Source organism: Occultella kanbiaonis (genome assembly GCF_009708215.1).
In the GTDB taxonomy this organism is placed as follows: domain Bacteria; phylum Actinomycetota; class Actinomycetes; order Actinomycetales; family Beutenbergiaceae; genus Occultella; species Occultella kanbiaonis.
This window is the reverse complement of the sequence record NZ_CP046175.1, coordinates 5,420,773-5,439,110: the sequence shown is the minus strand read 5'-3', so window position 1 is coordinate 5,439,110 and position 18,338 is coordinate 5,420,773. Positions and strand designations below refer to the sequence as shown.

Sequence of the window (18,338 nt, the reverse complement as noted above, 5' to 3'; positions counted from 1 at the left end):
CGAGATCAGGCGTGCGGCGGCCTCAGCGTGCGGCGGAGCGCCTGCAGTACCCGCTCCAGCCCGCCCCGGCGGGAGTTCATCTGCGTGGCGTACAGGTGCCCGGCGGCGAGCGTCATCCACAGGTACAGCTCCACCCAGGCGGGATCGAGGCCCGGGTCGATGGATCCGTCGGCCTGCCCGCGCAGCACCGTGTGCGGTACCGGCTCCTGGGGCTCGCCGGTGGCGCCGGCGGCGAGCGCCACGGACGGATCGGCCAGGGCCTCGTCGGTGATCAGTGGGTTGTCGGCGAAGAGCAGGGACAGTACGGGGCCGAGCTCGAACAGGTGCTCACAGAGACGCTCCAACGCGCTCAGGCCGGTACCCGCGCTCAGGTCGGCGGCCACGTGGGCGGCGATGATGCGGCGTGCCCCCTCGGTCTGGACCCGGGCCAGCAGCGAGGGCCGGTCGGAGAAGTGCCGGTACAGGGACGTCCTGCCTACGCCCAGGCGGCGGGCCACCTCGCTGAGCGAGACCGAGGGGTCGGTCGCGAGGATCTCGATCGCGCCGTCGATCATCGCCTGCCGCGAGAGCGCACCGACGCCCTGGGCCCGGTGGTCGGCATCCCGCGTCCTGGTCATCGACGGAACTCTACCGTACCCGCCTGGTACAGTACTGTTCCACCACTCGGGAGGGGACCATGGCACGCGATTTCAACGCAATGGACGACTACCGGCGACGTCTCGCGGAAGGCGCCGCCGACGCGCCGGAGCCGAGCGCCGCCGTCGGGCAGCAACCGCCGACCGGCGGCGAACCGGCCACCGTGCTCGCCATGGGCGCCGAGGACAAGTGGCTGGTCGCGGTCATCGGCGCCGTGCTCGGCGTCGGGGTGGGCTTCCTGCTGCCCTGGCTGGGCACGCTCGCCGCGCGGTTCCCGATCCCGTTCGCCGGGCCGATCGAGTTCCTCAGCTCCTTCGAGGCGCCGGTGCTGGTGGTGCTGCGTCCGGTCATCGGCGCCGTCGTCGGCCTGGTCGTGGCCGCGGTCGTGATCGCAGGCAGTCCTCGCATCACCGTCTCCGACGGCGAGATCCTGATCGCCAAGGGCGATGACGAGCGCCGCATCGAGCGGGGCCAGGTGGCGGGCGTCTACCGCGAGGGCAGCACGCTCGTCATCGACTCCGTCGAGGGCAGGCAGCTCTACAAGGGTGACGTCGAGGCACCACGGGCGGCCGTCCGGGACGCATTCGTCGCGCACGGCTACCGGTGGGAGATGGTGGACCGGAAGGCCTGACGCCGATCAGGGGCCGGTGGCGGGCCATGCCGCGCGCCGGGTGTCCCACTCCTCGCGGAGCGCGCCCATGACCACCGAGTCGTGCACCCCGCCGGACCAGCGCCGGGCCTTGCGGAAGCGGCCCTCCTCCACGAACCCGAGCCGCCGGCCGACGCCGATCATGCCCTCGTTGCCCGAGTAGGTGGCGAAGTCGAGGCGGAGTGCGTCGGTGGCGTCGAACAAGTACGTGGTCCACAGTGCCATCGCCTCGGTGGCCAGGCCGCGACCCCAGTACGCCTCGTCGTGGATGCCGATGCCCAGGCGCCGCCAGTCCGTCTCGCGACTCTCCCAGTACCAGGTCACGGCGCCGACGAGGGTGCCGTCCGAGCGGTCCACGACGGCGAGCATGCCGCGGGGATCGGGGCGATCCGCCTCATCCATCGCCGCCAGGGCAAGGATCCCGGCCCGCATGGCCCCCATCGACTCCGCGGTGGGCGGGCCGAAGTACGGGCCGTTCGTCAGGTGCCACGGGCGGGCCGGGTCCAGCAGTGAACGGACCCGCGGGTCGTCGGCCACGGTCCAGTCCCGCAGTTCCACGCGGGTTCCGGTGATCTTCATCGGTGCCCACCGTAGGGCACGGTTCGTCCCGTGCCCGACGGCGGGGGCGACCCGGTGGGTCGGCCGGCGGTTCGCCGCGGCGCGCTTCCGCGGAAGCGTGGGGACCGACATCGCACGTGGCGCCCTGACCTCGCACGACCACACGGTGCGAGGTCAGGGCCGCACGTGCGATCTCAGCGTTGAACGCGGGTCGGTCAGTTGCGCCGCTGGTCGGCGACCCGGTCCAGGATCGCCTCGCCGACCCGCCCGAACGTGGCCAGGTCCTCGGCGCTGACGGCGTCGACCACGAGCGTGCGCGCGTGCCGGACGTGACCGGGTGCGGCGGACTCGACGCGGGACCGGCCGGCGTCGGTGAGGATCGCGTTCGTCGCCCGGCGGTCATCGGCGCAGGTCTCGCGCCGGACCAGCTCCTGGCGCTCGAGCCGCTGCACCACGTGGGACAGCCGGGACAGCGACCCGTTCGTGAGCTCGGCCAGCGCGCTCATCCGCAGCACGCCGTCGTCGGACTCGGCGAGCATTGCCAGGACCATGTACTCGTAGAAGCTCAGGCCCGCGTCGCGGGTGAGCTGGGCATCGAGGGCCCCCGGCAGTTTCGTGATCAGGCCCGTCAGGGCGAGCCAGGTCGAACGCTCCTCGCGGGTCAGCCAGAGTGGCTCGGACATGTGCACCCCAATTTGTTTACGGTTCAAGTAATTCTAGCCGGGGCAGGAGGTTTGTCAAGACGGGGCCGAGCGGGGCGTGCGTCAGCCCTCGTCGGTCTCCCGTCGGAAGATCACGATGAGGACGCGCAGCACGAGGATGATACTGATGCACAGCAGCGTGCTTCCCAGGACGTGGTAGACCCCGATCTCGGGTGTGACCAGGGGACCGGGTGCGACGGCGAACAGCACGACCGACATCAGCCCCGCCGTCGCACCCAGGACGGCGAGCAGCGCCTGGTGCCACAGTCCGGTCACGAACCGTCGGTCGCGCGGATCGGCCAGGAGCCGGACTCCCAGCGAGAGGCGCCCGTGCTCGGCGGCGTCGGCCAGCCGGTCCATCCGGCGGGGCAACCGGCGCAGGATCGGAAGCGCGGTGGCGACCTCGTGGACCACGCGGGTCCGCACCGCCTCCGGGGTGAGCTCCCGGGCGATCCGGCTCACGCCCGCGGCCCGGGTGGCGCCGAGCAGGTCGTAGCCGGGGTCGATGGTGGTGACGGTCCCTTCGAGCGTGGCGACCGCCCGGAACACGGCGGCGACCTCCGGGCGGATGCCGAGCCGCTGCGTGGCGACGAGGCGGAACAGGGCTCCGAACGCGGCGGCGCCGTCCGTGCTGCCGGCCGTCGTGAACCGCAGGATGATGATGCCGATCTCCTGTTCCAGACCGCGCTCGTCGACGTTCTCCGGACGGTCCACCAGTTCCAGGAGCGCGTCGGTGGCGGCCTGCGAGTCGCCGGAGCCGAGCGCGGCCACCAGGCGGCCGACGTTCGCGCGGGTCACGGACCCGAGCCGGCCGACCGAGCCGAGGTCGAGCATCGCCAGGGTCCCGTCGGTGTCGACGAGCAGGTTCCCGGGGTGCAGGTCGACGTGGAAGATCCCGCTCGTCAGCAGTTGGTCGATCACGACGCGCAGGAGCGTGTCCGCGATCTCCCGGCGCCGCTCCTCGCCGAGGGCGGCCAGCGTCTCCTCGGCGCTGCCGAGCGGGATGCCGGCCATCCGCTCCATGACCAGCACGCGGGGCGTGCACAGGTCCGTGTGCGGGGTGGGCACTCGGATCCCTTCGGTGCCCGCCGAGTGCAGCGCGGCTGCCACGGAGCGCATGTTGCCGGACTCGATGGTGAAGTCGAGCTCTTCGGCGAGGGCCTCCGAGAAGCCGTCGACGAGCCCTTGGAGCCCGAGGGAGGCGCCCCACTCGGTGCGGTCGGCAAGGGTGCGGGCGAGCCGAGCGATGATGTCCAGGTCGCGCTCCACCTCGGCGCTGATGCCCGGCCGCTGGACCTTGACGACCACCTCGGAACCGTCCAGCAGACGCCCCGCGTGGACCTGCGCGACGGACGCGGCGGCCAGCGGCTGCGAGTCGAGGAACGTGAACACGTCCTCGACGCTGCGGCCGAGCTCGGTCTCCAGCGCGTCCCGGACCTGCGGCCACGGCACCGCGGGTGCATCGTCCTGCAGTGCGGCCAGCTCGGCGGTGAACTCCGGGGGCAGCAGGTCGCGGCGGGTGGACAGCTGCTGCCCGAGCTTGATGAAGGTGACGCCGCCGTCCTCGAGGGCCCGGCGCAGGGACCGGGCCAGGTCACGCCGTTCCGGGGCGGTGCGCAGTCCCCGGTGCACCCGTCCGCGCAGGAACCGGGACAGGCCGTGCTTGGCCACGACGCGCAGGATGTGCAGGTAGCGGCGGGTGCGCGAGAGCCGGGCCCGCGCCGAGCGCCGCAGTTCCAGCGGTCCGGGCAGTGAGCCGGTCGGGACCAGCGCCTCGATGACCACGAGGATCGCCATCGCGACGATCAGCACGAAACCGGACAGGAGCGCGACGTACAGACCCAGGGTCAGGAAGTCCTGGTCCTGAGGTGGCGCGGGCAGGATCGCCTGGAGGACCGTCGGCCCGAGGGCGCCCGCGATGAAGGCAGCCACCATGGTGCGCAGCAGGCCCATCCGCACGCCGAGCAGCCGCCGCACGAGCAGCGCGAAGATCAGCACCGAGAAGATCACGCTGGCGACGGTGAGCGAGCTCCCCAGGAAGTCGACCATGGCCACGAGTCTCCCGGCAATCGGAGCGTGGCACCAATCCCCGGGAAGGGTGAACGTGCGCGCGTGGACTCACCCGGAAGGTGGAGACGCGGCGTCCCATTCGGCCACCAGGCGGGCCGGGCTGACCTGCCGGTAGGAGGCGTCCACCAGTTCGAACACCTCGTCCCAGTCAACCTGCTCCGGGGTCGCGCCGTCGTGGGCGAGGTGCCAGCCGATCCAGCCGTACGGCCCGTAGTAGGCCGGCAGGTAGTAGTGCTCGTCCTGCTCGAGGGCAGGGCGCTCGGCGGCGTCGGGAAGGACGATGATCGAGCGGTCGTAGCTCTCCCGGGTGCCGCTCGGGCCCTTCGTGCCGCCGCCGTAGGTGACGAAGATCTTGGCGGTCCTGAAGGTGGGCCGCCCGTGGCTGACGGTCTCCGTCGCGCCGGGGAACCGGGCGCAGATCGCGCGCAGGCGGGCCAGGTACGGATCGGCGTCGTCGAACATCTGCGGGTGTCCCATGGTGCCTTCCGGGGCCGGGCCGGTCGGAGTGTCGGTCCCGATCGTGGGGACCCCCCACCACGTTACCGTTGCACCATGCGCGGGACGTTGAGCGAGCGGGCCCATGCGGCCGTCGAGGAGGTGCAGGAGAACCCGGTCAGATTCGCCGACCGCGTGTTCTTCACCTTCGCGACCGTCGCCGCCGCGTGGCTGGCGTTCCTGCTCGTCAACCAGTTCGTGACGGCGGGCTGGCGCCACCTCTGGGCGTTCCTGCCGTTCTGGCTGATCGTCGCGTACCTGTTGCTGCCGCGGATCCACTCACTGCTGACCAAGGTGTACGTGCCGGACTACTTCATCGGCCGTTCCCGCACCCGTGAGGGGCTGCTCGGGGATCCGGTCAACGTCGGCTTCCGGGGCCGGCAGGACCGGATCCACGAGGCCATGCTCCGCGCCGGCTGGCACCGCGCCGACGAGATCAACCTGACCAGCAGCCGCCGGATGGTGGTCTCGACCATCATGCGCCGGTCCTACCCGGACGCACCGGTGAGCCCGCTCTACCTGTTCGGACGCCGGCAGCGGTTCACCTATCAGCAGGAGGTCGAGGGCAACCCCGCCAAGCGCCACCACGTCCGGTTCTGGCCATGCCCGAAGGGCTGGCGCCTGCCCGGCGGACACCGCGCGAACTGGCTGGCCGCGGGAACCTACGACACCGCCGTCGGGCTCAATCTGTTCACACTGCAGGTGACGCACCGGATCGACGCGGACATCGACGCCGAGCGGGACCACATCGTCGCGACGCTGACCGCGCCCGAGGCCGGCAACGACGGCATCCGGGTGAAGCACCTCAAGAACTTCTCCACCGGCTACCACGCGCGCAACGGCGGCGGCGACGCGATCCGCACCGACGGGGACCTGCCGATCGTCGACGTGCGGGCGCTGCCGCCGGCGACGCCGGAGATCCTGGCGGCCGTCGAGGCCGATCACCGCGAGGCCGAGCAGAGCCGTGCCGTGCCGCTGACCGTTGCCCTCGGGCTGTTCCTGATGTTGCTGCGGGTGGTTGCCGGAGCGTTCTCGCTGAACTGGGTGCTGCACCTGGCCCGTGAGTCGATCGACGAACTGTGGATCCTCGCCCCGATGCTCGACCTCGGCTTCAGCCTCGAGCAGGGGTACGTCCTCGTGCGCGGCGTCATCATGGGCTACCTGCTCGCCTACCTGTTGCTGTCCTACCTGGTGTACCGGGGCCGCAACTGGGCCCGGATGGTGACCATGGCGATCAGCGCGGTGAGCATCATCGTGTACGCGGTGCTGTGGCTCACGGCGGCCCCGGAGAGTGCGCTCTCGAGCAACCTGATCGGCTCCTCGCTCGAGATCCTGGTGCTCCTGGCGTTCTCGGGTGAGACCGCGCGGCGGTTCACCAGCGGGAAGAACCCGGAGAACCACCCGATCGACGGGGTCTGAACCGCGACGATTAGGCAAGCCTTGCCTAGTTTAGGTTAGCCTCTCCTGAGAACAGGGAGGTGGGCCCGTGCGGTCACGTCGATCGGTGGTGCCGTCAGCGCGGCAGCCGGGTAGCAGCAAGGGTCTCGGTCCCGCGCGGATCCTCGCGGCACTGCTCGCGGTGCTCGCGCTGGTCGCAGCGTGCTCCGGTAGTGCCGGCGGCGCCGGAGGAGCGCCCGACGGCGGCGCGCGGCTGGCCGAGGTGGAGCCGCTCACGGACCCGGGGGCGTACGTCGGGCCGAGCTCGGCGGTCCTCGCCGACTCCGCGATCGTGCCGATCGCGGCGGATCCGCAACCGGTGCTCCCGGTCACGCTCACCGACGCCCAGGGCACCGGGGTGACCGTGACGGACGTCAGCCGGATCCTCGCGCTGGACATCTACGGGTCGACCTCCCGCACCGTCTTCGAGCTCGGCCTGGGGGAGAACCTGGTCGGCCGGGACACCTCGTCGGCGTACCCCGAGATCGCCGACCGGCCCCTGGTGACCGCCAACGGGCACGAGCTGAACGCCGAGTCGATCCTCGACCTCGCGCCGACCTTGATCATCACCGACACCAGCCTGGGACCCTGGGACGTGGTCCTGCAGATGCGGGACGCCGGAATACCCGTCGTGGTGGTGGACTCACACCGCAGCCTCGAGGGCGTCGGACCGCTCATCCAGCAGGTGGCGGACGCCGTCGGCCTGAGCGCCGAGGGCGCAGAGCTCGCGGCCCGCGCCACCGCCGACATCGAGGCCACCGTCGCGCAGATCGCCGCCGTGGCGCCGCCCGAGGGGCAGCGCCTGCGGATCGCGTTCCTGTACGTCCGCGGCCAGTCCGGGATCTACTACCTGTTCGGCACCGGGTCAGGGACCGACTCCCTGATCACCGCCCTCGGCGGGGTGGACGTGGCCACCGAGATCGGGTGGGACGGCATGCGACCGCTCACCGACGAGGGACTGATCGCCGCACAGCCGGACCTCGTCCTGGTCATGAGCAAGGGCCTGGAGTCCGTCGACGGCGTGGACGGGCTGCTCGAGGCCGTGCCAGCGCTCGCCTACACCCCGGCCGGGGAGAACCGGCGCGTCGTGGACATGGACGACAGCCAGATCCTGTCCTTCGGGCCGAACACCGCCGACGTGCTCGACGCGCTGGCGGTCGCGATCTACGCACCCGAGGCGAACCGGTGACTGCCTACACCCCCGTGCGGCTGAGCCGCCCGGCGCCGCCAGACCCGGCCGGTGGGGCACGGACGGACCATGGCGACCCAGTCGCGGTCGGCTCAGCCGGCGACCTCGGCGACGCCGGCGGTGCGCCGGGGCGGACCTCCGTGGCGCACGCGCCGTCCCGGGCCGGCCGGGTGGTGGTGCTCTTCGTCTCGCTCACCGTTGCGCTGGGGGTCCTGCTGATCCTGTCCGTCGGCCTCGGGCAGATGGGGATCACGCCGGCCGAGGTGCTCGGCTCGATCCTGAACCGGCTGGGCCTTGGCGTGCTGCCCGGGCCCGCGCACCCGAACGCGGAGTCCGCGCTCTGGGCGGTCCGGATGCCCAGGCTGCTCCTCGCCGCCATGGTCGGGGCCGCGCTGGCCACCGGGGGCGTGCTCATGCAGGGTGTATTCGGCAACCCGCTCGCCGAGCCCGGTGTGATCGGGGTCTCCTCCGGTGCGGCGGTCGGCGCCTGCACCGTCATCGTGCTCGGCGTGAACACCCTGGGCACCTGGACCGCCGTGGTGGCTGCCTTCATCGGCGGGCTGATCACGACCGCGGTCGCCTACTCGACCGCGCGACAGGAGGGGCGCACCGAGGTCGTCACCCTGGTCCTGACCGGGGTGGCCGTCAACGCCGTGGCAGGGGCGATCATCGCGTTCCTGACCTTCCTCGGGGACACCTCGGCACGCGAGGAGATCGTGTTCTGGCAGCTCGGTAGCCTGAACGGCACCCGGTGGGAGCACGTGCTGGTCGCGGCGCCGGTGATCGTGCTGGGGGTCGCCGCCGCCGGGTTGTTCGCGCGCCGGCTCGACCTGCTCGCGCTCGGCGAGCGGCCCGCCCGGCACCTCGGCGTGGACGTCGAGCGGCTCCGGATCGTAGTCATCGTCGGAGTCGCCGTCCTGACCAGTGCCGCCGTGGCGTTCTGCGGCGTGATCGCGTTCGTCGGGCTCGTGGTGCCGCACCTGATCCGAATGCTCGTCGGCCCCGGGCACGCCGTGCTGCTGCCCGCCAGCGCGCTCGGTGGTGCGGTCCTGCTGCTCGCCGCGGACCTCGCCGCCCGCACCGTGGTGCCCTACGCGGACCTGCCGATCGGCATGCTCACCGCCCTAGTCGGCGGCCCGTTCTTCTTCTACCTGATCCGCCGGACCCGGCGCGGCGCGGGGGGCTGGTCATGAGCCAGGCGGTGCGGGCGCCGAGCGCGGTCCACCCGTGGGACGACCCCGAGCCCAGGCCGGCGCTGATCGGCTGCGAAGGCCTCAGCCTGCACCTGGGCGGGCAGCCGGTGCTGGTCGACGTGGACCTGCGGGTGCACGCCGGCGAGGTCGTCGCCCTGGTGGGCCCCAACGGCGCGGGCAAATCCACCCTGCTCGCGGCGCTCGCGGGCGACCTCGACCCCGAGCAGGGCCGAGTGCTGCTCGGCGAGTACGACCTGAGCGCCGTGCCCGTGGCCGAGCGTGCCCGGGCCCGCGCCGTGCAGGTCCAGGAAGCCCGGCTCTCGTTCGCGTTCCGCGCCGAGGACGTCGTCCGGATGGGCCGGGCGCCGTGGCGGGGCACGCGGTTCGCCGACGACGACGACGCCGTCGTCGCGGATGCCCTGCGAACCAGCGAGGTCGAGCACCTGGCCGGGCGCCTGTTCCCGACCCTGTCCGGCGGTGAGAAGGCCCGCACGGCCTTCGCCCGCGCCGTCGGGCAGGAGACGGCCGTGCTGATGCTCGACGAACCCACCGCGGCCCTGGACATCCGGCACCAGGAGCGCCTGCTCGCCGAGGTCCGCGAACGAGCCGCTGCCGGGGTGGGCGTGGTCGTCGTGCTGCACGACCTCACCCTCGCCGCCGCCTACGCGGACCGGATCGTGTTGCTCGCGGACGGACGGGTCCGCGCTGACGGGCCCCCGCGAGCCGTGCTCACCGCGGACCTACTGACCGAGGTCTATCGGTACCCGATCGCAGTCGTGGAGCACGAGGACTCCGGCGCGCTCGTGGTACTCCCGCTGCGCGATCGGCGCAGCCCACAGAAGGAGGAGTCATGAACGCAACGGCCGACCGGTGGCGCACGGCGCTCGCCGCGACCGCAGCGGCGGTCGCACTGTGCGCGGCGTCCGTGCTGACCGCCACCCCCGCGGCCGCGGCCGGTGGCGTCACCGTCGACAGTGACCTCGGCGGGGCCCAGGTGTCGTTGACCGAGCCCACCACGATCTCGGTGACCGGGTCCGGGTTCCAGTCGATCCAGAACGGCTTCGGCGGCATCTACGTGCTGTTCGGGTGGGTCACGGACCCCGGTGGCGGGTCCTGGCGTCCCAGCGCGGGGGGACACACGGGTGACACCTACCTGTACGTGCCGGACACCGAGGCGCTGGACAACAACGGCTACCAGCGTTTCGTCTCGTTCCCCGGCTCCAGCACCGCCTCCGCGGCGAACGGCGGCCTGCTCGCCGCCGACGGCACCTTCTCGCTCTCAATGGTCATCCCGGGCCCCACCTTCACCGCCCAGGACCGCGAGGGCAATGCCGCGAGCGTGGACTGCCGGGAGGTCAGCTGCGGCATCATCACCGTCGGCGCGCACGGCGTGGTCAACGCGAACAGCGAGTCGTTCACGCCCGTGACCTTCATCGACACCGCGGGTTCCGCGGGCTCGAGCGGCACGAGCGGCACCGACGCGGCGACCGAACCGGAGGCGACCGGCGCCGGGGCCACAGACGCCGAGACCCCGGCCGGGGGCTCCGAGGAGACCCCGGTCACCACCGGTCCAGCCACGATCGGGGTGGATCAGACGGCGGTCGTGCAGGGCCGGGTGGTCGGCTTCACCGGGCAGGGCTTCACGCCGGGAGAGCAGGTACTGGTGACCCTCGCCGGTGGGCTGGCCGCGGCCGGTCCCTTCACCGCAGGCCAGTTCGGGGAGGTCGCCGGGACGCTGGCACTGCCCGCGGACATCCGGCTCGGCACCCATGTGCTGCGCATGTCCGGCGCCGGGTCCGGGCAGGCGCCGGAGATCACGCTGACCGTCATGCCCGATCCCGACGCTGCCGCACCGCTCACGCAGGAGCAGCCGGGACTGTCCTGGGCGTTCCTCGCGGCCGTGATCGTCGGGGCGGTGCTGCTGGTACTGATCCTGTCCTCGCTGATCGCGGCGCTGGTGCGACGACGGCGCAGGAAGCGCGCCGCGGCAGAAGCGACTACAGCGGCTTCCGCTGCCGAAGCGACAACAGCGGGTTCCGCGGCCCGTTCGGGCAGTGACGTGCCGGTGCCGTGGTCGCCCGTCGCCGGTGGCGCAGGCGGGCCGGAGCGCACCGGCGCAGGCGGGCCGGAGCGCACCGGCGCGGCCGGCCCGGTCGACGACACGGCCGTGCTGCCCCCGGTACGCCGGACGACCCGTCGTGAGGTGGGAGTATGAGTCGGCGCATCCTCGGGGCCCTCGCCCTGGCCGCCGCGCTCGCGTTCTCGGCGGTGCCTCCCGCGCACGCTGACGACGTGAACGTCACCGTGACCATCCCCGGCGCCGGCGGTCCGGTGACCCTCAGCGACGCGCAGCTGCGTTGGGGGCTCAACGACGAGACCGGCAGCGGAGCGTTCTTCGGCGGATGCAACTTCCTCTCGGCGGGGATCGCCGGGGACGCCGGGAGCTCGCACGTGTGGGTCAACGGCAACCCGCACTACCACTCGTCGGACGGGAACGTCACGATCGAGCGCCCCGTCGGGTCCGGAGCGGGCACCAGCTACCGGGAGGCCACCTGGGACGAGCGATGCCTGGACCCGGCGGGTAACCGGCTCAGCTCCTCCGGGTTCAACTCGAGCGGCCAGCAGGTGGTGATCGACGGCGGCACGGGCGAGATGGACCCGGATGAGGGCACGGCGACCGTCCGCTGGGAGGGGTCCTTCACGGTCGCCTACTACGGCGGCATGACGTACTGGTGGGCGTCCGACCCCGTGCTCACTGTCGTCGACGGCATCGGCACGCTGACCGCCACCGCGGGTGGGTTCGGTGCCTCGATGGAGGACACCTCGAAGTGGGTCCCGCTGCCGGAGCGCCAGATCGTGCTCGCGAACCTCGGCGCCGTCGACCTGGATGCCGAGACCGGGTTCGCCGCACTGCCCGCCTACTCGGGGGTGACCGTGAACGTGCCGGGCGGTGCCACCGCGCAGGTGCGCACCGGTGACGCCTGGGGCTCGTTCCCGCAGCCCTTCATCGATTTTCAGTTCCAGACCGGGCAGGGCTCGTACTGGTACTCCTCCGGGGGGCTGCGCGACCGAGCGAAGCCGGCCACCACCGTCTACGTGTCCTACGACGCCCAGCACCCGGTCATGGTGCCCCCGCCCGTGCTGGTCGAGCCCCCGAGCGGCATCGGGCCAGGGTTCGGCGGCGGGAGTGGCACGGGCGCTGCGGGCGGCAACGGCAGCGGGGGATCCGGCGGAGGTCGAACCCCGTCGAGGGTCGCGCCGACTGCCGTGGCGCCGCTGGTGACCGATTCGCCGTTCGTCAGCACGGCAGCGCTCGCTCCGGACACGCTGCTGCCGTCCACCGGCCTCATTCCGGACGTCGGGGCACTGCCCGGCATGGACCCAGCCGAGCAGCTCGCGTGGGCCCTGTCCGGCGTGTTCGCGCTCTCGGGGGCAGCTCTGGTCGGGTTCCGCAAGGGCTGGCTCATCCTGCCGTGGCTCATCTCCAGATGAGCCACGGCGTCGTCTGGCGGGTCGCCGAGTGACCGCGGAGTGAGAAGCCCTGGATTGGTAAGGCAAACCTAAGTAAGGTAAGGCTCGCCTGAATTGACAGGTTCTTCCCCCTCACAACAAGAGAGGCATCACATGCACAGCACATCCGCGGCAGGATCGTCCGGCCGCCGCGTCCTGGCAGGGCTGGGGGCCCTGGCAGTCGCACTCTCGGCGGGCATCGCGATCGCGGCGCCCGCCCAGGCCGCAGCGACCGAGGTCGACGACGTCACCCTGCGCTGGGCCATGAGCGAGGAGGCCGGCGGCGGCGCCTACTTCGGTGGCTGCAACTTCCTCGTCGCCGGGGCCGCCGGCAACGCCGGCAGCAGCCGGGTCTGGACCGAGGCCGACGGCTTCTACCAGACCGAGGTCGGCAACGTGGCGATCGAGAAGCCGACCGCCGACGGCGGTTGGGCCCAGCCCACCTGGTCCACCAAGTGCCAGAACGCCAGCGGCGCAGCCGTGGGCACCGGCGCCCGCAGCACCACCGGAAACCAGGTGGTCCTGTCCGCCGGCACCGGCACCGTGGATACCGAGGCCGGCACCGCGGAGATCTCGTGGGACGGTGACTACACCGTGGTCTTCTACGGTGGCCTGACCTACTGGACCGTCAGCGACCCCACCCTCACGGTGGCCGCGGACGGTACTGGCACCCTCACCGGCACCGGGTCGGGCTGGGGAGCCTCGATGGAGGACCCGACCCTGTGGGAGGAGCTCACGCCTGCGGTGATCGAGCTGGCCACGTTCACCGGGCTGAGTGTCGACGCGGACGGCTTCACTGCGACGCCGGAGTACCTGGGCGTCGAGGTGGACCCGGGCGGCGGCGTCAGCCCGCAGGTCCGGACGGGCGCGAACTGGGGATCGTTCCCGCAGTCGTACGTGACCTTCCAGTACGCGACCGGTCAGTCCTCCTACTGGTACTCCTCGGGTGGTGCCGCCGACCCGAAGAAGCCGGCCGCGCCGGTCTCCGTGGCCTGGACCGTGGACGACGAGGGTGAGCCGGGCGAGCCCGGCGACGGCGACGTGCCGATCGAGGTGATCGTGCCCGAGCCGAGTGAGCCCGAGCCGGGTGTGTTCTCCTGGACCATCCAGGGCAGCGGCGCCGTGAACCTCGGTACCGCCACCGCGAACGCGAGTGGCTTCGCAGCCAACGGCAACCTGCACTCGATCGCGATCGAGGACACCCGCGAGGGCGGCCAGCAGTTCTCGATCTCGGGTGTGGCCGGTGCGTTCAGCTCCGGGTCGAACACCTTCGCCGGTGGCGCCCTCGGCTGGACCCCGGCGCTGACCGGTGAGCTCGCGGGCGTGCAGCCCGGGGCTCCGGTGGCGGCGGGCAACCCGGGTCTGGGTAGCACCCAGACTCTCGTCTCCGCGTCGGCGGGTCACGCGCTCGGCACGGTCACGGTGGATGCGCAGCTCGCGCTGCTCGCCCCCGCGAACACCCCGGCCGGGGCCTACACCTCGACCCTGACCCTCACCGCGCTGGGCTGAGCAGTACCCGTCCAGCATCCTCCGAGCAGTACGGCGACCCCGGTCGGCGGAGCCCAGCGCTCCGTCGGCCGGGGTCACCGGCGGTCGCCCCCGCGGCCGGAAGGAACCGACATGTACAGCGCCTCGCCTCGATCCCGCCCCGCGCCCTCAACGGTGCGCGTCCGGCGTCCGGATGCCGGCACCGCGGCGGCGGCGCGCGCCCGGCCCATGCTGTGGGTCCTCGTCCTCGCGCTGCTGGTGGGTACCACCGTCGGTGGTCAGGCGCCGGCGGCGGCGGACGTCGCGACCGATGAACTGACCTGGAGCGTGGCCCCGGCCGACAACGACCAGGGCACCGGACGCCCGAACTTCAACTACGCGGTGAGCCCGGGTGACGTCATCGCCGACGCGTTCGTGGTCACCAACCTCGGGACGGCGGAGCTCCCCCTGGCCATCTACGCCGCGGACGGCTACACCACCCCGCAGGGCCACCTCGACCTGCAGCCGGCCGACGTGGCGCCCGCGGATCTCGGCACCTGGGTCACCCTCGAGACGACCGAGGTCACGCTCGGGGCGGGGGAGAGCGTCGAGGTGCCGTTCACGCTGGCGGTGCCCGTGGACGCGAGCCCCGGCGACCATCCTGGCGGCATCGTCGCCGCCTACACCTCGTCGGCGGACGGCGGCACGGTGCGGCTGGATCGACGCCTCGGCTCACGGTTGCACGTGCGCGTCGCCGGCGAGCAGCAGGTCGGACTCGAGGTCTCGAACGTGCGGCTGAGCCAGGACCTCGTGATCAACCCGATCGCCGCGGCGCCGACGGTCCTGACCTACACCGTCACGAACGTGGGCAACGTGCGAACCCTGGCCCATGAGTCCGTCACCCTCGGCGGCCCCGGCGGCAGCACCGTGACGGGCACCGTCGAGGAGATCATGCCGGGCTCCGCCGTGGAGCGATCGGTGGTCCTGAGCGGGTGGCCACTGATCCGGGTCAATGCCGACCTGGTCCTCACACCGGAGGCCGTCGACGGCGTGATCGGCGCCGATGTGGCCGCCGGCGCCAGCACCTGGGCCGTGCCCTGGGGATGGCTCATGGTGCTCTTCGTGATCCTGGCCGTCGCCGTGGTGATCGGTGTGCGTCGCGGCCGTCGCGAGAGCGCGGCCTGAGCCACCGGGCCGGTCAGGCAGCCCGCTCCAGTTGGAGCAGGGTCGCCTTGGCGTCCGGACCGCCCACATAGCCTCCGAGTGAGCCGTCCGCACGCAGGACCCGGTGGCACGGCACGATGACCGGCAGGGGGTTGGTCGCGCAGGCGGATCCGACGGCCCGGACGGCGCCCGGGTTCCCGACGTGGATCGCGACCTCGCGGTAGGTCTCGGTGTGTCCGTAGGCGATGTCCGGCAGGTGCCGCTGGACCAGGCCGCGGAAGCCATGGGACAGGCGACGGTCCAGCGCGACGTCGAACGAGGTCCGGCGACCGGCGAAGTACTCCTCGATCTGGCGGGCTGCGAACTCCAACCGGGCCGGGGCCCGCAGGACGCGTGGGCCGATGCCGGTCGCGAGCTTGGTGAGGACCTCCTCGAAGCCCTCACGTTCGTAGGCGACGCGGACGAGGCCGACCTCGGTGGCGGCGAGCAGGAGCCGCCCGACCGGGGTGTCGACCTCCGAGTAGGCGACGTCCAGGAGGCCCTGCTCCTGCGCGGCGTCCTCCAGTCGGCGGTGCAGGCGGGCCAGCACGTCATCGTCGGGGGTGGTGCGTGCGATCAGGAGGGCGGCATCGTCGTCGGGCGACATGGCGGTCGCGTTGGTGTTCGTGGTCATCGGTGATGTCCTTCCTCGGCAAGTCCGATCAGGTGCGGGTTACGACGCAGCGACTGCAGCCCGTCCGCGGCGGCCCGGCGGACGGCCGCCGGCGTGCCGCCGATGAGCTCGGCGGTCTGGGTGTGGGCGAGGCCGCCGAGGTAGTGATAGGCGACGGCGAGGCGTTGCCGCTCGGGCAGCGCGGCCACGGCCGACCAGACGTCCGGGTCCGTCCCGCCCGGGACGCCGATCGTCGAGGCCCGGTCCGGCACTGCCCCGGTGGGGATCGCGTGCCGCGCTCGCGAGCGGGTGACGTCGATCGCCTTACGATGCGCGACCCGGACCAGCCAGGCCTGCACGTTGGTGTCCTCCGGGAGGTCCGGCCACTCCCGCAGAGCCGCGAGGAACGTCTCGGACCAGGCGTCGTCGGCGTCCGGACCGGGGCCCAGGACGGCGCGACAGACCCGCAGGACGGTGCCGCCGTGGCGGGACACCGCTTGCTCGAAGGGCTGTTTCATCGTCATCACCCAGGTAGACGCGCATGGAGCCGAGAATGTGAGGTCTGCGGGTAAGCCTAGGATCCGACCATGGACCCGCTCTCCGAAGCAGACACGAACGCGGTGATCGCGATCGTCATGGACCTGGCGCGTGCCGGCAGCACCGACGAACTCCTGGAGTTCCTCGATCACGGGCTCGACGTCGATGTCCGCGATGCCGACGGCAACACCGCTCTCATGCTGGCCGCCTATCACGGTCACGGACCAGCCGTCGCCGCACTCATCGAGCGGGGCGCGGACGTGGACCTGCGCAACAACCGGGACCAGTCACCGATCGCCGGCGCCCTGTTCAAGGGCGAGGACGAGATCGTCGCCGCCCTACGCGCGGCCGGCGCGGACCTCGACGCCGGGACCCCGAGCGCCCGCGCGACCGCCGAGCTGTTCGGCCGGGCCCACCTGCTCTCCTAGCCCCGCCGTCGACCGCGAGGTTGTTGGCTCGGCAGGCCCGGGACCAGCCAACGATGTCGCGTTCGGCCCGACCCAACATGGGAGCGGCCCGATCACCTCAGGAGGTGACCGGGCCGCCGTGTCGAGCAGGATCAGACGAGTTCGCTGATCCGGTCGTCGTCACCGAGCGCACCGGCCTTGCGGGCCTCGATGGCCCGGCGCACGCCCTCGCCGTAGGCCGGGTCGGCCAGGGTGCAGTGGTTGATGTGCCGCTCGATCGTGGTCTCGGAGGCCCCGTCGATCGCCCGGGCCGTGTTGGCGAACAACGCCGACCGCTGTTCCGGCGTCATCAGCCGGAACAGGTTGCGCGGCTGCTCGAAGTAGTTGTCGTCGTCCTCGCGGTAGGAGAACCGGTCCGCCGCGCCGTCCAGGGCGAGTGCCGGCTCGTTGTAGGCGGGCTGGTCCGAGAACCGGTCGTAGCTGTTCGGGGTGTACCCGGGCACGCCGCCCTGATTGCCGTCCACGCGCATCTGACCGTCGCGGTGGTAGGTGTTCACGTTGGCGGCCCCGCGGGGGTAGTTCACCGGGATCTGGTGGTGGTTCACGCCCACGCGGTAACGGGCGGCGTCACCGTAGGAGAACAGGCGGCCCTGCAGCATCCGGTCCGGGGACGGCCCGACGCCGGGCACCATGTTGCTCGGCGCGAACGCGGCCTGCTCGACGTCGGCGAAGTAGTTCTCCGGGTTCCGGTTCAGCTCGAACTCGCCGACCTCGATCAGCGGGTAGTCCTTCTTCGACCACACCTTGGTCAGGTCGAACGGGTGGAACCGGTAGTCGCGTGCGTCCGCCTCCGGCATGACCTGGATCGAGAACGTCCACTTCGGGTTCTCGCCCCGCTCGATCGCGTCGAACAGGTCCCGCTGGGCGGACTCCCGGTCCCCGGCCACGAGCGCGGCCGCCTCGGCGTCGGTGAGGTTCTTGATGCCCTGCTGCGTGCGGAAGTGGAACTTCACCCAGAACCGCTCGTTCTCGGCGTTGATGAAGGAGTAGGTGTGGGACCCGAACCCGTGCATGTGCCGGTAGCCGTCCGGGATGCCACGGTCGGACATCACGATGGTGATCTGGTGCAGTGCCTCGGGCAGGCTCGTCCAGAAGTCCCAGTTGTTCTCGGCCGAACGCAGGTTCGTGCGCGGGTCGCGCTTCACGGCGCGGTTCAGCGCCGGGAAGTGGTGCGGGTCGCGGTGGAAGAACACCGGGGTGTTGTTCCCGACGAGGTCCCAGTTGCCCTCCTCGGTGTAGAAGCGCAGGGCGAAGCCGCGGATGTCCCGCTCGGCGTCCGCGGCGCCACGCTCACCGGCGACGGTGGAGAACCGGGCGAACATCTCGGTCTGCTTGCCGACCTCGGAGAACAGCGCAGCCTTGGAGTACCGGGTGATGTCCTGCGTCACGGTGAAGGTGCCGAACGCGCCGGATCCCTTGGCGTGCATGCGGCGCTCCGGGATGACCTCACGGCTGAAGTGGGCCAGCTTCTCGAGGAACCACACGTCCTGGAGCAGCATCGGGCCACGCGGACCGGCGGTGACGGCGTTCTCGTTGTCCGGAACGGGGGCACCGGCCGCGGTCGTCAGGGGCCGGGTGTTGTCTTGGAACTGTTCGGTCATTCCGTGATGCTC

The 18,338-nt window shown here is 71.9% G+C and carries 18 protein-coding genes; 10 read left to right on the top strand and 8 right to left on the bottom strand.

Annotated features, from left to right (window positions below):
• Positions 1–5: 5 nt before the first annotated feature.
• Positions 6–617 (bottom strand): TetR/AcrR family transcriptional regulator, encoded by a 612-nt coding sequence (locus GKS42_RS24960; protein ID WP_154796294.1) that lies wholly within the window; start codon positions 615–617, stop codon positions 6–8.
• Between the two features lie 59 nt (positions 618–676).
• On the opposite strand from GKS42_RS24960, the gene GKS42_RS24955 reads away from it, so the two are divergent.
• A complete protein-coding gene (locus tag GKS42_RS24955; protein WP_154796293.1) occupies positions 677–1,267 on the top strand; it encodes a YqeB family protein in 591 nt (196 codons plus the stop codon).
• Positions 1,268–1,273: 6 nt separating this feature from the next.
• Here the strand turns inward: GKS42_RS24955 and GKS42_RS24950 are convergent, their stop codons facing one another.
• The 4 genes from GKS42_RS24950 to GKS42_RS24935 form a co-directional block, all read right to left on the bottom strand.
• Positions 1,274–1,864, bottom strand: coding sequence for a GNAT family N-acetyltransferase (locus GKS42_RS24950; protein WP_168217981.1), 591 nt, complete (start codon positions 1,862–1,864; stop codon positions 1,274–1,276).
• 194 nt (positions 1,865–2,058) lie between these two features.
• The gene (locus GKS42_RS24945) at positions 2,059–2,526 is read right to left on the bottom strand and encodes a MarR family winged helix-turn-helix transcriptional regulator (RefSeq protein ID WP_154796291.1); all 468 of its coding nucleotides are present in this window, start codon (positions 2,524–2,526) and stop codon (positions 2,059–2,061) included.
• An 81-nt stretch (positions 2,527–2,607) separates the two neighbouring features.
• Positions 2,608–4,593 (bottom strand): ABC1 kinase family protein, encoded by a 1,986-nt coding sequence (locus GKS42_RS24940; protein WP_154796290.1) that lies wholly within the window; start codon positions 4,591–4,593, stop codon positions 2,608–2,610.
• 69 nt (positions 4,594–4,662) lie between these two features.
• Complete coding sequence (locus GKS42_RS24935; RefSeq protein WP_154796289.1) at positions 4,663–5,091, bottom strand: MmcQ/YjbR family DNA-binding protein; 429 nt, start codon at positions 5,089–5,091, stop codon at positions 4,663–4,665.
• 75 nt (positions 5,092–5,166) lie between these two features.
• Here GKS42_RS24935 and GKS42_RS24930 point away from each other — a divergent pair, with 75 nt between their 5' ends.
• The 8 genes from GKS42_RS24930 (at position 5,167) to GKS42_RS24895 (ending at position 15,090) form a co-directional block, all read left to right on the top strand.
• Positions 5,167–6,528: an LssY C-terminal domain-containing protein gene (locus GKS42_RS24930; protein ID WP_154796288.1), complete on the top strand. Its 1,362-nt coding sequence runs from the start codon at positions 5,167–5,169 to the stop codon at positions 6,526–6,528.
• A gap of 67 nt (positions 6,529–6,595) precedes the next feature.
• On the top strand, positions 6,596–7,735 hold the full coding sequence (locus tag GKS42_RS24925; RefSeq protein ID WP_154796287.1) for a heme/hemin ABC transporter substrate-binding protein: 1,140 nt from the start codon (positions 6,596–6,598) through the stop codon (positions 7,733–7,735).
• 140 nt (positions 7,736–7,875) lie between these two features.
• Positions 7,876–8,928 carry a FecCD family ABC transporter permease gene (locus GKS42_RS24920; RefSeq protein WP_435529684.1) on the top strand — a complete coding sequence of 351 codons (1,053 nt, stop codon included), beginning with the start codon at positions 7,876–7,878 and terminating at the stop codon, positions 8,926–8,928.
• The gene (locus GKS42_RS24915) at positions 8,925–9,782 is read left to right on the top strand and encodes a heme ABC transporter ATP-binding protein (RefSeq protein ID WP_154796285.1); all 858 of its coding nucleotides are present in this window, start codon (positions 8,925–8,927) and stop codon (positions 9,780–9,782) included. The genes GKS42_RS24920 and GKS42_RS24915 overlap by 4 nt, the downstream gene beginning before the upstream one ends.
• Entirely contained in the window at positions 9,779–11,143 is a 1,365-nt protein-coding gene (locus GKS42_RS24910) for a hypothetical protein (protein ID WP_154796284.1), read from the top strand. Before GKS42_RS24915 ends, GKS42_RS24910 begins: the two co-directional genes overlap by 4 nt.
• Positions 11,140–12,420 carry a hypothetical protein gene (locus GKS42_RS24905; RefSeq protein ID WP_154796283.1) on the top strand — a complete coding sequence of 427 codons (1,281 nt, stop codon included), beginning with the start codon at positions 11,140–11,142 and terminating at the stop codon, positions 12,418–12,420. Before GKS42_RS24910 ends, GKS42_RS24905 begins: the two co-directional genes overlap by 4 nt.
• A 132-nt stretch (positions 12,421–12,552) precedes the next feature.
• Positions 12,553–13,947: a hypothetical protein gene (locus GKS42_RS24900; protein ID WP_154796282.1), complete on the top strand. Its 1,395-nt coding sequence runs from the start codon at positions 12,553–12,555 to the stop codon at positions 13,945–13,947.
• 111 nt (positions 13,948–14,058) lie between these two features.
• Complete coding sequence (locus tag GKS42_RS24895; protein WP_154796281.1) at positions 14,059–15,090, top strand: WxL protein peptidoglycan domain-containing protein; 1,032 nt, start codon at positions 14,059–14,061, stop codon at positions 15,088–15,090.
• Positions 15,091–15,103: 13 nt separating this feature from the next.
• Here the strand turns inward: GKS42_RS24895 and GKS42_RS24890 are convergent, their stop codons facing one another.
• The gene (locus GKS42_RS24890; protein ID WP_154796280.1) at positions 15,104–15,742 is read right to left on the bottom strand and encodes a methylated-DNA--[protein]-cysteine S-methyltransferase; all 639 of its coding nucleotides are present in this window, start codon (positions 15,740–15,742) and stop codon (positions 15,104–15,106) included.
• The gene (locus tag GKS42_RS24885; RefSeq protein ID WP_154796279.1) at positions 15,739–16,239 is read right to left on the bottom strand and encodes an RNA polymerase sigma factor; all 501 of its coding nucleotides are present in this window, start codon (positions 16,237–16,239) and stop codon (positions 15,739–15,741) included. Before GKS42_RS24885 ends, GKS42_RS24890 begins: the two co-directional genes overlap by 4 nt.
• Positions 16,240–16,308: 69 nt before the next feature.
• On the opposite strand from GKS42_RS24885, the gene GKS42_RS24880 reads away from it, so the two are divergent.
• Complete coding sequence (locus GKS42_RS24880; RefSeq protein WP_154796278.1) at positions 16,309–16,686, top strand: ankyrin repeat domain-containing protein; 378 nt, start codon at positions 16,309–16,311, stop codon at positions 16,684–16,686.
• A gap of 131 nt (positions 16,687–16,817) precedes the next feature.
• Here the strand turns inward: GKS42_RS24880 and GKS42_RS24875 are convergent, their stop codons facing one another.
• On the bottom strand, positions 16,818–18,326 hold the full coding sequence (locus GKS42_RS24875; RefSeq protein ID WP_154796277.1) for a catalase: 1,509 nt from the start codon (positions 18,324–18,326) through the stop codon (positions 16,818–16,820).
• Positions 18,327–18,338: the final 12 nt, after the last annotated feature.

Excerpts from the sequence above, each read along its gene's own strand:
- GKS42_RS24895 (WP_154796281.1), top strand. The coding sequence starts at position 14,059 with ATGTACAGCGCCTCGCCTCGATCCCGCCCCGCGCCCTCAACGGTGCGC.
- GKS42_RS24900 (WP_154796282.1), top strand. The coding sequence starts at position 12,553 with ATGCACAGCACATCCGCGGCAGGATCGTCCGGCCGCCGCGTCCTGGCA.
- GKS42_RS24935 (WP_154796289.1), bottom strand. The coding sequence starts at position 5,091 with ATGGGACACCCGCAGATGTTCGACGACGCCGATCCGTACCTGGCCCGC.
- GKS42_RS24950 (WP_168217981.1), bottom strand. The coding sequence starts at position 1,864 with ATGAAGATCACCGGAACCCGCGTGGAACTGCGGGACTGGACCGTGGCC.
- GKS42_RS24960 (WP_154796294.1), bottom strand. The coding sequence starts at position 617 with ATGACCAGGACGCGGGATGCCGACCACCGGGCCCAGGGCGTCGGTGCG.
- GKS42_RS24905 (WP_154796283.1), top strand. The coding sequence starts at position 11,140 with ATGAGTCGGCGCATCCTCGGGGCCCTCGCCCTGGCCGCCGCGCTCGCG.
- GKS42_RS24890 (WP_154796280.1), bottom strand. The coding sequence starts at position 15,742 with ATGACCACGAACACCAACGCGACCGCCATGTCGCCCGACGACGATGCC.
- GKS42_RS24885 (WP_154796279.1), bottom strand. The coding sequence starts at position 16,239 with ATGAAACAGCCCTTCGAGCAAGCGGTGTCCCGCCACGGCGGCACCGTC.
- GKS42_RS24940 (WP_154796290.1), bottom strand. The coding sequence starts at position 4,593 with ATGGTCGACTTCCTGGGGAGCTCGCTCACCGTCGCCAGCGTGATCTTC.
- GKS42_RS24945 (WP_154796291.1), bottom strand. The coding sequence starts at position 2,526 with ATGTCCGAGCCACTCTGGCTGACCCGCGAGGAGCGTTCGACCTGGCTC.
- GKS42_RS24915 (WP_154796285.1), top strand. The coding sequence starts at position 8,925 with ATGAGCCAGGCGGTGCGGGCGCCGAGCGCGGTCCACCCGTGGGACGAC.
- GKS42_RS24955 (WP_154796293.1), top strand. The coding sequence starts at position 677 with ATGGCACGCGATTTCAACGCAATGGACGACTACCGGCGACGTCTCGCG.
- GKS42_RS24880 (WP_154796278.1), top strand. The coding sequence starts at position 16,309 with ATGGACCCGCTCTCCGAAGCAGACACGAACGCGGTGATCGCGATCGTC.
- GKS42_RS24930 (WP_154796288.1), top strand. The coding sequence starts at position 5,167 with ATGCGCGGGACGTTGAGCGAGCGGGCCCATGCGGCCGTCGAGGAGGTG.
- GKS42_RS24910 (WP_154796284.1), top strand. The coding sequence starts at position 9,779 with ATGAACGCAACGGCCGACCGGTGGCGCACGGCGCTCGCCGCGACCGCA.
- GKS42_RS24875 (WP_154796277.1), bottom strand. The coding sequence starts at position 18,326 with ATGACCGAACAGTTCCAAGACAACACCCGGCCCCTGACGACCGCGGCC.